Consider the following 14102-nt stretch of genomic DNA (forward strand, 5'->3'; position numbering starts at 1 on the left):
AATCGGGCGCCGACGGTTCCTTCCAGCGCCCGAGCCTCAGCGGTCCGGAGTACCGCGTTCAGGGCGTCAATGTTGGCCAATAAGCGGGGCCGTAATCAAGCAACAGCTCGGTGCCTGCCGGAATCTTTTCCCAGGCGACCAGAAAAACCATGTATTTGCCGACGTAAATCGCGCCGACGTTCTCAGTGCCTGTCCTGGCGGCACCGGGGACTTCGGGGGCGTTGATCATGCTCAAGATATTGCTGTTGCCATGACCACTGACAGTGGCGTTTTTGGTTCTGGTTCCATACGAAAATGTCCTGACTTGCAAATTGGATTTTTCGAGTATTTCTGCGTCTAGCGATCTGACGGTGCGGTGCAGTTTGCCGCTGTAGGGCCCCAGCACTTCATAAGGATTGATCTCGACTTTGGCGAACACTGACAAACCCCGTTCCGGGCCATCGACTGGCCGTCTGAGCTCGAAACGCTCGCTCAACCTGTGGTGATGCCGTCCCTCTTCCTCGATCCATTCGTGGATGTCCTCAGTCATGTCCCGGGCCAGAGTTTTGGCCCGGGTCTCTGAAAGGTGCGCGAAAAACCGGTTGCTATCGGTGATCTCGATTTTTTCGATAGCGCCTTCCAGCTTGTGCGTCAGACTGACTCTGAGGTCTGTCGGGTCTTGCAGAATGGGCGCGTTGTTATTGATCTTGTGCCCCAATGACGGTGTCAGATCTTCGCCTGCAGCATCGTCTGCAGGTGCATTTTCGATTCGGGCACGTTTGGAAGTACCAGCCGTAGCTTGCGATGCTGTCCTTGTGCTTTTGCGTGTTGTCGGCAGAGAAGACTGCACGGGGACGGATTTTATCGCTGTCCCGCGGGGAAGTGTTTTACGCGCGAGCAATACATCCGAGCCGGATAGCCCCATCAACGCCAGGCACTCGCTTACCGCACTGCGCAATACCCCGCGATCATTGACATAGGTCGACCAGAGCACTGGATTGAGATTGTTCTCTTCAATGAATGAGTTCATTGAGCTCGCAGACCGGGTTGCGTTGAAGCGCCTCTGCCATTGCTCAAGATGTCTGGGCTCCAAAGGAGTGAATACTTGGTTGCTTGCGTACTTTTCCAGTACTTTTCCTCGCGCTTTGAAACTGCCGTCGGTTTCAACGTGGGCGATGAATTCCTTGGGGTCCAGATTATGCTGTGCGGCAAACCCTTCCCGGGTAAGGCTGTCGCGGTCTTGCTGCGGCAGCGCACGCCAGCGGTCGAGGTTTTCGAAGGTAACCGCCGTCCTTGCAGTATCGGCCTGGTCCAGGACTTGTTGCCCGAGAGGCGTCAATTGCCCTTGCGCATGAACGTATTGCTGAAGATCAGCCCGATTCAACCGGTGCTGTTTCGCGAAATCCTCTATGGCTTTGCCCAGCGCCAGTTCGCTGAACTGCGACCATTGCTTGAGAATCAGCGGCGTTACTTCGCCTGGGCCGTCGGGCGCTCCGCCTCTCATCCTGATTTCGTTGGTGTACCAATGGCCGGGTCTGACTGACGACAGATTGATCGACAGGTCGCGGTTGTTCTTTGGATTGACCAACACGACAGAGAAGCTGTTTTCCCCGGTCTGCGCGGTTTCGCTGATAAATCCGTAGGAGTTTTCCCGTATCTGATAGACGGCGATGGTGCCTTGCTCATCGACGTTGCAGATGAATTTCTGGTTGTACTCCGGTCGAAAGAATATGCCCCGCGAATCAGCCTTCAGTCCGTGAATCCACTGCGGTTCGACGGCATAGCGGCGCAGCAGGGGGCTGTTGTTGCTTACCACCGTCAGCGGTTCGCGATAGCGCGGGCCAAAAGCCTGGCCTGACAACGCGTCGATCAGCCGATAATCCACCGCGTCGACGCTGCCGACGTTGCGCATGGGAATATTGGCGATCCCCTCGACTGTGCAAAGCCGGTCGCCAGGCTGGCGCGGTACCCAGCTGCTGGGGTCGACGGCCATCAGATGGTGCGCGGCAATCGTTCCATCACGCAGATGTGCCACCGCCCGGCGCGCCTGATGCATTGTCGCTGCGCCAATCTTGCGCAGGGTGAATCGGCCTAGCCTGAGCAGTGAGAGCACCGAATCCAGTGGATTGACTTCCTGAATCACCGAGATCACCAGAGTTCGGGTCAGGCTGGTGAACCTGGGCAGGGCCAGACGGATGCCGATCTTGCCAGCCTGGGTCGCCAAGCGGGTACAGCCGGCAATGTATTTGCCAATGGGCAGGGCAAAGGAAACGATGTCGGTGAACAGACCAAGGCCGCCGCTCTCGATGCGCTTGGGGTCGCCGGAGGTCAGATCGTCGATGGAACCCCAGAAGGGCACGAACATTTTTCCCCAGAACGTCAGATCCTCAAGGAAATCTCTGCCGATATCCATGCTGCGGGTGGCTTTGCGAGTCTGCTCGAGCAATGCCGATTCATCTTTGAAAAACAGCTCTCGGGCGATCATGCCGGCCAACGCGTCGGCCCGGGCAGAGGTGAGATTATTGGCAGCGAAAGGCCGGGTGCGTGCAGCCACGTCGGGGGAGCGTTGCTCAATGGGCACAGCGGCAAACGTGTCGCCGACCTGTTCCACAATCAACGTCGCATGCTGTTGGTCTCTGGGCTTCGAGCCGTCGCGATAGGCTTCCCAGTCAAATGGCAGTTCGGTACCTTTTCTGAACGAGCCTCGGCTGGTGCGGCTGCTGGAACCGATCTTTTCTACCTTGATCTCTCCGCCAATGCGCAGCGACTGGATGTCGCTGCGCAGGCGCACTACACCCGCGCGAGGGAAGACTTCGATGTAGCGGGATTTTGTCGGGTAGGTCGGATTGATCATTCGCAGAATGAACCCGCAGCGGGCACGAACCGCGTCGGTGTCTGCCTTGTTCTCATGTTCGACCTGCGTATCGTGAAGGGGCAGCCGCAACGAATAGACAGTCACCTCGTCCGTCTCAAGATGGCCGCGGCATGCGGGCAGGTATTGCGCCAACAATGCTTTGATCAGGGTTTTGTAAGCGGCGCGTGGAGTACTCAGCCAGGCATGAAACGCTTCATCGAACGCGGCTTCGGATTCATACCTGAAACGGCTCGGCGGGGTGAGCGCCAGATTTGTCGTGGCAGCAGCCATCGTTTGCTCATGCTGTTCCAGTGTGCTCAACGCGAGTTCTATTTCGCTGATCGGGTGGGCGTCGTGACGCATTCCGAACAAACCCATTGCTGCTGCCCATTGCACTGTCGGGCGGATTTTTGCGGCGGCGACCAGTCGCTGTTGCTCGACATCATCCGCATACGTTCGATGATGCTCCGCCGGCAGGTTGAGCAATTGTTCGAATGTCATGTGTCGGGATGAACCGGGCGCGATGGATTCGGCGAGGATAAAACCGCTTTTGAAATTGACCCATGTGCTGGATGTCGCGTACGGCAGATCGTCGGGAATATCCTGAACCCACGCTTCACAGGCGACATGACTTTTGAGGATGGCTACCGCCAACAGAGCAAGTGACTGGTCAACGGCAAGTGACCGCTGAAAGTGTTTGATCAGCGACTTGTGGATCGACGAATAAGCACAACCCGATTCGATCAGTATCTGCAATTCGTTCTGATAGATACCGTGCGGGTCTGGCTTCACGGTCAACCAGAGCGCGCGCCACAATAACTTCGTCAAGACGCTGGTCGGACAGTTCTGGTTTTGCTCTGCGCCGTACCAGTTCAGTCCTGTGGCAATCCGTTGAGCCAATTGCTGGTTGTTTGCCGATTGCAGAATGGTTTCCAGTAGCGCTATGGGTGTGGTTTTTGCGAAGGCTTCAAGTTTGGTATTGAGTGTCAGCGGTACGACATTGGCCAACAGACACCGTGACGTTTCGGCTTCGATCTGGCGGACAACCTGCATGATCGTTTCATCGCCAGCAGCTCCGAGCAAATGCTCAAGGTCACTGATATGCCCCTGATGCCCCAGCAGCCACAACGCACGGTGCTCGACGAGATTGTGCAGCAACCGCTGCCAATCGGCGAAAGCGGCGGGGCGCGAAGGGACAAGCGAGTAGTAGGCGAGAACCAGATCGAAACGCACGGAGCCGTCGCTTTTCAAGCCATTGCCGACCTTGCGGTGAATATCCAGCAAGACATCGACATCGATGGACCAATACGTCGGGACATCTCTTAACGTTACCGAATGCCCGGCAATGGTGAAGACTTCCGCCGGTACAGGGGTTGGTGTTCGGGTGGAACTGATCTGGAAGGACACGAAGTCGTAGAGAAAGTCGTTGCCCAAGGGCGAATGGTCAGGCTTCTTCGGTTTGCAAAGGTCGGTTATGAAGTCTTCATCTTCTTCCAGCTTTCGTAAAACACGAAACGCTTCCTTGCACTCGCGGCCCAATTCAGAGCCGACAGGCGGATGATAGTAGAGCTGGCTGGCATCAGTATTGAAGTTGTCGCCGATGAGCGCGTGCAGGTAATCGATCAGATGATTGAGATCCTGGAGTCTGCGCGGCGGTGTCTTGTTGTAGAACGTGGATAACCCTGTAGTCATTTGAGGCCTTTGAATGAGAGCGGCTGGCAAATAGTCGAAGGCAACGAATATAAGGAGGAGGGGAACAGGGGGAGATATACATATATATATGCCGCGGGTCGTCTGGTATCCGGTTGTTAACGCAGCATGGACGTCCAGGCGCAGTACCGGCGGGGCGGGAGAACGCCGTCCGAGGCGACAAGAAGGCCGTTTTCCGACAAAAATACTGGGACTTTGTCCCGCGCGCTGATTGGCGTAAACTGCGCCCAAGCCTGCGAGGAGTTTTTATGACCGCTATTACCATTACCGACGCCGCCCATGATTACCTGGCCGATCTGCTCTCCAAGCAGAACACCCCAGGCATCGGCATTCGCGTTTTCATCACCCAGCCTGGTACTCAGTACGCCGAAACCTGCATTGCCTACTGCAAACCGGGTGAAGAGAAGCCTGAAGATACGGCGCTGGGGCTGAAAAGCTTCACCGCGTACATCGACTCGTTCAGCGAAGCGTTTCTTGACGACGCCGTTGTCGACTATGCCACCGACCGCATGGGCGGCCAGCTGACCATCAAGGCACCGAATGCCAAAGTGCCGATGGTCAACGCCGACAGCCCGGTCAACGAGCGCATCAACTATTACCTGCAAACCGAGATCAACCCGGGGCTGGCCAGCCACGGCGGTCAGGTCAGCCTGATCGATGTGGTCGAGGACGGCATCGCTGTGTTGCAGTTTGGTGGTGGTTGCCAGGGCTGCGGCCAGGCTGACGTAACCTTGAAGGAAGGCATCGAGCGCACATTGCTCGAGCGCATTCCGGAGCTCAAGGGCGTTCGCGACGTGACCGACCACACGCAGAAAGAAAACGCTTACTACTAAGGCGTTCGCTGCGAATATGAAAAACGGCGCCCCGTGAGCGCCGTTTTTTTATGGGCAACTTTTGCCGCCCGATTCGCGAGCAGGCTCGCTCCCACAATGAAACGCAATCACCTGTGGGAGCCTGCTCGCGAAGGCGTCTTCAAGGGCGATAAAGATGCGCATGCCCGGCGCGATACAACGAAGACTCGCTGAACACCTCGCTGCCCAGCACCCGTCCGACCAGAATCAGCGCCGTGCGCCGAAACCCTTTGGCCTCGACCTTTGCGGCAATGTCCGCCAATGTTCCCACCACCCAATCCTGATCCGGCCACGTTGCCCGGTGAATCACCGCAATCGGACAATCCGCACCGTAATGCGGCAACAATTCAACCAGTATCTTTTGCAGATGATTGACCCCCAGATGAATCGCCATGGTCGCGCCATGCTGCGCCAGACTGGCCAGTTCCTCGCCGGCCGGCATGGCGGTCTTGTCGGCGTAACGGGTCAGGATCACGCTTTGCGAAATGTCCGGCAGGGTCAGCTCGGCACCCAGCAGCGCTGCGCATGCCGCTGTGGCCGTGACGCCCGGAACGATTTCGAAAGGAATGTCCAGCTCACGCAAATAGCGAATCTGCTCGCCAATCGCGCCATACAGACTTGGATCACCGGAATGCACGCGGGCGACATCCTGGCCTTTGGTATGGGCAGCCTTGATCAGATCGATGATCTGTTCCAAGTGCAGTTCAGCGCTGTTGAACACGATTTCGGCCTGGTGACCTTCCAGCACCGCTGCGGGTACCAGCGAACCGGCATAAATGATCACCGGGCAGCTGCGAATCAGCCGTTGGCCTTTGACGGTGATGAGTTCCGGATCGCCTGGGCCAGCGCCGATGAAGTAAACGGTCATCGTTGAATCCTTGTGAAGAGGCGCAGCCCCACTGCAGATGAAGCGTGCTCATGATCGATGGCGGGGATTATCGAGGTTTATGCAGCGCCGGCCAATGCCAGTGTGGCCTGCGCATATTTCTGCCGCGGAATCATTAGCTTCGCCGGCGCCTGAATCAGTAGCTCGGCCAGCGCCAGCGCGGCGCTTTCCGCCACGCCGTAGCAACCGGTGCGCTCAAAGGCGATCTGCGATTGATGGCTGAGGCGCTGCTGGAAGGGCGCCAGCTCTGCACTGTTGAAATACTGCAGGGGCAGGTTCAATTGTCTGGCCAGTTCCAGCAACCCCGGTTCGTCGCGCTTGAGGTCGATACTGGCCAAAGCCTTGACTGCTCGCAGTTCGATGCGGTGTGCCTGCAACGCCTGATCGAGTAGTGCACGCAGCGTACTGGCCGGGCAGCCACGCTGGCAGCCGAAGCCGACCACGAAGGTCGGCGCTGCGCGGTCATCGGTCATGCCTGATATTGCCCTGCGCTTTTACGGCGGAACAACCACGCACTGATCAGGCCAAGAGCCAGCCAGAACGCGACGTTGGTCAGCTGCGAAGCGATTTTGAACTGGGTTTCCAATGCCTCTGGAGCAAGCATGGAATGCACCTGCGGTTGCGGCGCGCCGATCACGTGCGGTACCGCAAGAATCGCGACACCGAGAAGCTTCATCAACCAGTGGCGGCTGAAGGCAATCAGTGCCAGGCCAACCGCGGTCGAAGCGGCGGTGCCGATCCACCAGATCTGCCGCGATGCCAGATCGGCAGCCGCAGTGCCCGGCAATTCAGGTGGCAGGCCCAAGGTCGGCGCGAGAACGAACGTCGCGTAACCGGCCAGACCCCAGAGCAGCCCTTGCGAGGTCTTGGTTGGCGCGCGCAGGGTATACAGGCCGGCGAGCATCAGGGCGAAACCCACCGCCACCACCAGATTACCGCCAGTGGTCGAGGCCACACGCTGCCAGCCATCTTCCGGCTCCCAGGCTTCGCCATCATGGCTGTGCGCCGCGGTGCCGGCAGCGTGTTGGTGAACTTCGGCGACCGGTTCGGATTTCTCGAAGGTTTCGGCCTGCAGAATCAGTGGCGAAACCCAGAAACTCTGCAGCAGGGTCAGGAGCAGTGCGGCCAGCAAGCCGGTGAAGCCTGCGGTTTGCGCGATACGCTTGATCATCTCGGCAGGCCTCAGTGGCACGGGAATGCGGCGCTGTGGCGGGTATCGTGAGCGGCGTTGTGCACCGCTTCGATGTGCGAGAAACCGGCGAACCAGACCAGACTGGCACCGAGGATCGAGGCGAAGAGGGCGGCGGCCACGCGTTGGCCCAAGGTGGTGCTGCTGGAAATGTGGTCAGTGTGGCTGACGGTATTGCTGGTGATCGACATAGCGCTTCCCTCTGAAATGTCAGCGGGTAAACAGAGCGCAGGAAAATCCCTGCGAGCCGGGCACGCAGGGATTTCGAACAGCGCCCGCCCACCGCGGGTTTGTTTGTGGTCAGCGACGCTTGCGCGCGCTGGGTGTTGCGGGCCGGTCTCCGGGCTTGCGAGGGGTTGGCACGAGGCCGACCTGCAAGCGTCACCTTCCCATGCCGGGGCACAGTGGATCTGACGCTTCGCTCGCTTACCGTTGCGGGGGCAGCACCGGACTGACATGGCTTTGAGTAAAGCACATGATTCACCGGTTTCCCGTTTCACCCTGTGAAGGGCACCCGTAACAAGGTGGGCAGGAGAACATGGGTTTGGGTTTTGAGTCAATTTCCAGCGAGTTTTCGGTGCTGCGGTGGGGGTGTTTTTCTGATGTTTTTGTGTGTATATCCGTTGCTGCGGGTGTTGCTGATTACGGTTTCGCCCTTAAGGCGAGGCACTTTTTCCAAACGCCGAAAAAGTACCCAAAAAGGCTTGCTCCTGCGTTCGGCCCTCGCAGGCTCGGGTTCCTTCGCTACGGGACTGATCCGCTCAGCCTTCCGACGTCGCCGGTGGATCAAGATCAAGGGCACTCGAGCTTGCGCTCATTGTTGAGTGGTGAAAAGCGTGTGGTCTGCTTTGGATCTGTGTTGGATTCGCCCCTCACCCCAGCCCTCTCCCGAGGGAGAGGGAGCCGATTTGCGGGCTTTTCAGAATCTGCATTCGACTCGATATCGCAAGTCGGCGTATTTCGCCTGAACACCTCACCCTAGCCCTCTCCCTCCGGGAGAGGGCTAGGGTGAGGGGCTTTTGCTCTGGCTCTTGATCTTTTGCCCCTTCGGCAGGCTTCGTTACGGGATCGGTCCCGTAACGAAGGTACCCCGAGCCCCAGCGAGCGGGCCGTACGCCGGGGCAAAGCCTTTTGGTTCCTTTTTGCTGGGCCGGCACTCCGGCGTTTGAAAAAGGGACTCGCTGTAAGAGCGAAACCATAGGAAGCCGTTACCGCAGCAACGGATATACCCCCAGTTCCAGACTCACCGACCATTGACCCACGACGGACCCATGCGTAGCCTTGCGCTTTCGAGGTTCTTCGGCACGCGCCGAAGCTAAGAAGGGAACGCGGTCAAAGCCGCGGCTGCCCCCGCAACTGTGAACGGTGATGTTCGTTGCCGCGCCACTGCCAGCTCAATCGATGAGCCAGCGGGAAGGCGCAATGAACGCCAGGCCCCACGCCTGAACGCCGTCAGCCAGGAGACCTGCCTCGTCACAGATTCTCACTACAACCGGGCGGGGTGATCCGGTGGCGAATGCTTCCGGCGTGCACGCGCGCTGCCGGTTCTCGTCCCGTATGCCCGCCGCTTGCCAAAGGGCATACCGATGAAAACACTGGCCAAACTCCCCGTCACCATCGTCACCGGTTTCCTCGGTTCGGGCAAAACCACGCTGCTGCGGCACATGCTCGACAACGCTCAGGGTCGGCGTATCGCGGTGATCGTCAACGAGTTTGGCGAGCTCGGTATCGACGGTGAGATCCTCAAGCAATGCACCATCGGCTGCACCGAAGAAGAGGCCAGCGGCCGTGTCTACGAACTGGCCAACGGCTGCCTGTGCTGCACGGTGCAGGAAGAATTCTTCCCGGTAATGCGCGAACTGGTTGCCCGTCGCGGCGATCTCGACCACATCCTTATTGAAACCTCGGGTCTGGCCCTGCCAAAACCGCTGGTGCAAGCCTTCCAGTGGCCGGAAATTCGCAGTGCCTGCACCGTTGATGCGGTGATCACCGTGGTCGACAGCCCGGCCGTCGCTGCTGGCACCTTCGCCGCGTTCCCGGATCAGGTCGACGCCCAGCGCAAACTCGATCCGAACCTTGATCACGAGTCGCCGCTGCACGAGTTGTTCGCCGATCAACTGGCCAGTGCTGACCTGGTCATCCTCAACAAGGCCGACCAGACCAGCGCGGAAGATCTGGCTCGCGTGCGCGCTGAAGTCGCCGAAGAGCTGCCGCCGGCAGTCAAAATCATCGAAGCCAGCAACGGTCGTCTGCCGCTTGACGTGTTGATCGGCCTCGGTGCCGGCTCCGAAGAGCATATCGACAGCCGCCACAGTCACCACGATCATCACCACGACGGTGATGACGACGATCACGATCACGACGCCTTCGATTCGATCTCCATCGAACTTCCGCAAGCCGACGAAAGCCTGCTGCTCGACGCGCTGACGCAATTGGTGGTGCAGCACGGCATCCTGCGGGTCAAAGGTTTCGCGGCGATTCCGAACAAGCCGATGCGCCTGTTGATCCAGGGCGTGGGCACGCGTTTCGACAAGCATTTCGACCGCCAGTGGGGCGCCGAAGAAGCGCGCGTCACGCGTCTGGTGCTGATCGGTCAGGAACTCGATGCCGCACAACTTGAAGCGCAATTGCGCGCTGCGCTCAGCGTTTAAGCCATGCACCTGCTCAGGACTCAGCCCGGCGGATTCGTCTCGGACGACAACATTGCCGACCTCGGACAAACCCCCGCCGAGCTGGTGATCCTGTGCAGTGGCGATTCCAGCCTGGCGCTGCTCGCCGAGGCTGCGCAGCAATTGCCGGATGACTACCCGAGCCTGCGCCTGGCCAATCCGATGCAGGTGCAGAATCATGCCTCGGTCGATCTGTATGTCGACGAAGTGCTGCGCCACGCCAAGGTCATTCTGATCTCGCTGCATGGCGGCATCGCCTATTGGCGCTACGGCGTCGAGCGGCTGGTCGAGTTGTCCGAACGCGGCGTGCAACTGATTCTGGTGCCCGGCGATGACCGCCCGGACCCCGAGCTCAGCGACTTGAGCACGGTCAGCGCCGAAGCACGCGATCGACTCTGGCAATTCCTGCGTCAGGGCGGCATGGGCAATGCACTGGATTTCTTCCGTTGCCTGGGCAACCAATGGTTCGCCCGCGATTACCCGTGGAGCGAGCCGCAAACCCTGCCGCGCACGGCGATTTATCACCCACAGAAAAACAGCGCCGCCCTGAGTGACTGGCAGGCCGAATGGCTGCCCGATCAACCCGTGGCGGCGCTGTTGTTTTATCGCTCGCATTTGCAGGCGGCGAACACCGCGTTCATCGATGTGTTCTGCCAGCGTTTGCAGGCAGCCGGACTCAATCCGCTGCCGATCGCGGTGGCCAGTCTGAAAGAACCCGGTTGTCTGTCGGTGGTCGAGGACTGGCTGGATGAAGTCGAGGCGGGGGTGATTCTCAACACCACCGGTTTTGCCCAATCGAGTCCCGAGGCGCCGCATCTGCGCCCGTTTCGCCGCAACATCCCGGTGATTCAAGCGATCTGCGCCCAGGACAACGAGCCTGGCTGGCGCGACAGCGAACAGGGCCTCGGGCCGCGTGATCTGGCGATGCACATTGCTTTGCCGGAGCTTGACGGGCGCATCATCAGCCGGCCGATCAGCTTCAAGGATCTGGCCTGGCGCAGCGAGCGCAGTCAGTCCGATGTGGTCTGCTATCGCGCCCAGCCCGAACGCATGGATTTCGTCGCCGAACTGGCGCGGCGCTGGGTAGCTTTGGCACGCGTGCCGAACGGCGAAAAACGCATCGCGCTGATCCTCGCCAACTACCCGACCCGCGACGGCCGCATCGGCAATGGCGTCGGCCTCGATACGCCGGCGGCGGCGCTGAATATCCTCCGCGCATTGCGTGCCGAAGGTTATCCGATCACGGCCGAGTTGCCCGACAGCGGCACCGAGCTGATCCAGCAATTGCTCGGCGGCGTCAGCAACGACCTCGATAGTCTCGACTTGCGCCCGTGCCAGCAGAGCCTGGCGATGGACGATTACCTGGCAATGTTCAATGCGCTGCCGCAGGCCAATCGCGCTGCGGTGGTCGAGCGTTGGGGATCGCCGCAAAACGATCCGATGTGCCGCGACGGTCGCTTGATGATCGCCGGTCTGCGTTTCGGTCTGACCTTTGTCGGCATCCAGCCGGCCCGGGGTTATCAGGTCGATCCGAGCGCGGTGTATCACGACCCGGACCTGGTTCCGCCGCATGGCTATCTGGCGTTCTATTTCTGGTTGCGCAACACCTACGGCGCCCACGGCGTGATCCACGTCGGCAAGCACGGCAATCTCGAATGGCTGCCGGGCAAGGGCGTTGGGCTATCGGAAAACTGCTGGCCGGATGCGTTGCTCGGCCCGCTGCCAAATATCTATCCGTTTATCGTCAACGATCCGGGCGAGGGCGCCCAGGCCAAGCGGCGCACGCAAGCGGTGATCATCGACCACCTGATGCCGCCACTGACCCGCGCCGAAACCTACGGACCGCTGCGCAATCTGGAGTTGCTGGCCGACGAGTATTACGAGGCGCAACTGCTCGATCCGCGCCGTGCCCGCGAGTTGCAGCGCGACATTTTGCAACTGGTGCGGGACACGCAGATCGACAGGGAACTGCAACTGGACGCAGCGCTGGACAGCGATGCCGATGCGGCGATCTGGTTGCCGCGTCTGGACACTTATCTGTGCGACCTCAAGGAATCGCAGATTCGCGATGGGTTGCACATTTTTGGCGAATCGCCGAGCGGGCGCTTGCGTATCGACACCTTGCTGGCGTTGCTGCGCATCCCGCGCGGTGACGGCAAGGGCGCGCAGTCGAGTCTGCTGCGAGCACTGGCCAAAGCGTTTGCTCTCGGTTTTGATCCGCTGGATTGCGCCTTGGCCGATCCGTGGAGCGGCCTGCGTCCGACCGAGTTGCAGGCCATCAGCGAAGAAGTCTGGCGCACCGCCGGCGACACCCGCGAACGCCTCGAATTGTTTGCCGCAGACCTGATCTCCCAAGCACTGAATGTCCCCTGTGGGAGCGAGCCTGCTCGCGAAAGCGGTGTGTCAGTAAAAGAACAGTTGTCTGACCCGACGCCTTCGCGAGCAGGCTCGCTCCCACAAGGGTCAGGGTGGGCTGAGGTTGATTCGATACTCGAGCATCTGCGCGAAGTCGTCGCCCCACGCCTCGACGCTTGTGGCCCGGCCGAAATGCGCGGTCTGCTCGACGCCCTCAGCGGTCGCTTCGTCCCCGCCGGGCCCAGCGGTGCTCCGAGCCGTGGTCGTCTCGATGTGTTGCCCACCGGTCGTAATTTCTATTCGGTGGACGTTCGCAACCTGCCGACCACCACCGCGTGGCGCATCGGATTCCAGTCGGCAACGCTGATTCTCGAACGACACTTGCAGGATCACGGCGATCACTTGCGCCAGCTCGGCCTGTCGGTCTGGGGCACCGCAACCATGCGCACCGGCGGCGACGACATCGCCCAAGCCATGGCGCTGATGGGCGTGCGTCCGGTCTGGGCCACGGGCAGTCAGCGTGTGGATGATTTCGAGATTCTGCCGCTGAGTCTGCTCGATCGTCCAAGAGTCGACGTGACGCTGCGGGTTTCGGGGTTTTTCCGTGATGCGTTTGCCAATCTCATCCGCCTGTTCGACGCCGCCGTGCAAGCGGTGGCCGCGCTGGACGAGCCGGACGACTTGAACCCATTGGCCGCCAAGGTGCGCGCCGAACGCCAGGCGCTGTTGCAGTCGGGCGTCGATGAAGATACCGCGCGGCGTCAGGCCGGGTGGCGCATCTTCGGCGCGAAACCGGGGGCGTATGGCGCCGGGGTGCAAGGCGCGATCGACGGGCGCCTGTGGCAGACCCGCGAAGACCTCGCCGAGGTCTACCTGAACTGGGGCGCCTACGCTTACGGCGGCGCCGACGAGGGCACGGCTGCCCGCGAGCAGTTCAGCCAGCGCCTGAGCCAGGTACAGGCAGTTCTGCAAAACCAGGACAATCGCGAGCATGACTTGCTCGATTCCAACGATTACTACCAGTTCCAGGGCGGCATGCTCGCTGCGGTGGAGACGCTGCGCGGCGAAGCGGCGGCCAGTTATCACGGCGATCACAGCCAGCCGGATCTGCCGAAGATTCGTACTTTGAAGGAAGAGCTCAATCGCGTGGTGCGCTCGCGCGCGGCGAATCCGAAGTGGATCGACGGAATCAAGCGTCACGGCTACAAAGGCGCGTTCGAACTGGCGGCGACTGTTGATAATCTGTTCGCCTTCGATGCGACTACGCAGTTGATTGATGACCATCAGTACGCGTTGCTGGCGGAGGCATATTTGCTCGATCCGGCGACCCGGGATTTTGTTCGTGAACATAATCCCCACGCGTTGCGCGACATGACCGAACGCATGCTCGAAGCGCAGCAGCGCGGGATGTGGCAGGAGCCTGGGGCTTATAAAGAGGCGCTGGAGAATTTGCTGTTGGATATCGAGGAAGATATGTAGCCGCTAAAAAGCTACCCTCACCCCAGCCCTCTTCCGGAGGGAGAGGGAGCCGATCTCTAGCGCTGTCGAAATTTGCGTCGACCCGATGCATCACGTCGACAGAACTCGAGAGGCCCTCACCCTAGCCCTC

General features: G+C 60.0%; 8 protein-coding genes and 2 riboswitches. Of the genes, 3 read left to right on the top strand and 5 right to left on the bottom strand.

Annotated elements, in window-relative coordinates; all coding sequences use genetic code 11:
* Positions 1–58 precede the first annotated feature (58 nt).
* On the bottom strand, positions 59–4525 hold the full coding sequence (locus PspCFBP13508_RS01460; RefSeq protein ID WP_137213435.1) for an SET domain-containing protein: 4467 nt from the start codon (positions 4523–4525) through the stop codon (positions 59–61).
* A gap of 266 nt (positions 4526–4791) precedes the next feature.
* Here PspCFBP13508_RS01460 and nfuA point away from each other — a divergent pair, with 266 nt between their 5' ends.
* Positions 4792–5376, top strand: a complete 585-nt coding sequence (nfuA, locus tag PspCFBP13508_RS01465; RefSeq protein WP_003225494.1) for a Fe-S biogenesis protein NfuA — start codon at positions 4792–4794, stop codon at positions 5374–5376.
* Between the two features lie 139 nt (positions 5377–5515).
* Here the strand turns inward: nfuA and cobM are convergent, their stop codons facing one another.
* The 4 genes from cobM to PspCFBP13508_RS01485 all read right to left on the bottom strand — a co-directional run bounded on the left by cobM (position 5516) and on the right by PspCFBP13508_RS01485 (position 7660).
* Positions 5516–6262: a precorrin-4 C(11)-methyltransferase gene (cobM, locus tag PspCFBP13508_RS01470; protein ID WP_130911563.1), complete on the bottom strand. Its 747-nt coding sequence runs from the start codon at positions 6260–6262 to the stop codon at positions 5516–5518.
* Between the two features lie 77 nt (positions 6263–6339).
* Positions 6340–6753, bottom strand: a complete 414-nt coding sequence (locus PspCFBP13508_RS01475) for a cobalamin biosynthesis protein (RefSeq protein ID WP_130911562.1) — start codon at positions 6751–6753, stop codon at positions 6340–6342.
* Positions 6750–7451 carry a CbtA family protein gene (locus tag PspCFBP13508_RS01480; protein ID WP_137213436.1) on the bottom strand — a complete coding sequence of 234 codons (702 nt, stop codon included), beginning with the start codon at positions 7449–7451 and terminating at the stop codon, positions 6750–6752. Before PspCFBP13508_RS01480 ends, PspCFBP13508_RS01475 begins: the two co-directional genes overlap by 4 nt.
* An 11-nt stretch (positions 7452–7462) precedes the next feature.
* Positions 7463–7660 (bottom strand): CbtB domain-containing protein, encoded by a 198-nt coding sequence (locus PspCFBP13508_RS01485; RefSeq protein ID WP_137213437.1) that lies wholly within the window; start codon positions 7658–7660, stop codon positions 7463–7465.
* Between the two features lie 122 nt (positions 7661–7782).
* A riboswitch (cobalamin riboswitch) is annotated at positions 7783–8002 on the bottom strand.
* A 742-nt stretch (positions 8003–8744) separates the two neighbouring features.
* Positions 8745–8957: riboswitch (cobalamin riboswitch) on the top strand.
* 98 nt (positions 8958–9055) lie between these two features.
* Here PspCFBP13508_RS01485 and cobW point away from each other — a divergent pair.
* Positions 9056–10120: a cobalamin biosynthesis protein CobW gene (gene cobW, locus PspCFBP13508_RS01495; RefSeq protein ID WP_024012737.1), complete on the top strand. Its 1065-nt coding sequence runs from the start codon at positions 9056–9058 to the stop codon at positions 10118–10120.
* A gap of 3 nt (positions 10121–10123) precedes the next feature.
* On the top strand, positions 10124–13972 hold the full coding sequence (gene cobN, locus PspCFBP13508_RS01500) for a cobaltochelatase subunit CobN (RefSeq protein WP_137213439.1): 3849 nt from the start codon (positions 10124–10126) through the stop codon (positions 13970–13972).
* Positions 13973–14102 lie beyond the last annotated feature (130 nt).

Source organism: Pseudomonas sp. CFBP13508 (genome assembly GCF_005233515.1).
Taxonomy (GTDB): domain Bacteria; phylum Pseudomonadota; class Gammaproteobacteria; order Pseudomonadales; family Pseudomonadaceae; genus Aquipseudomonas; species Aquipseudomonas mercuritolerans.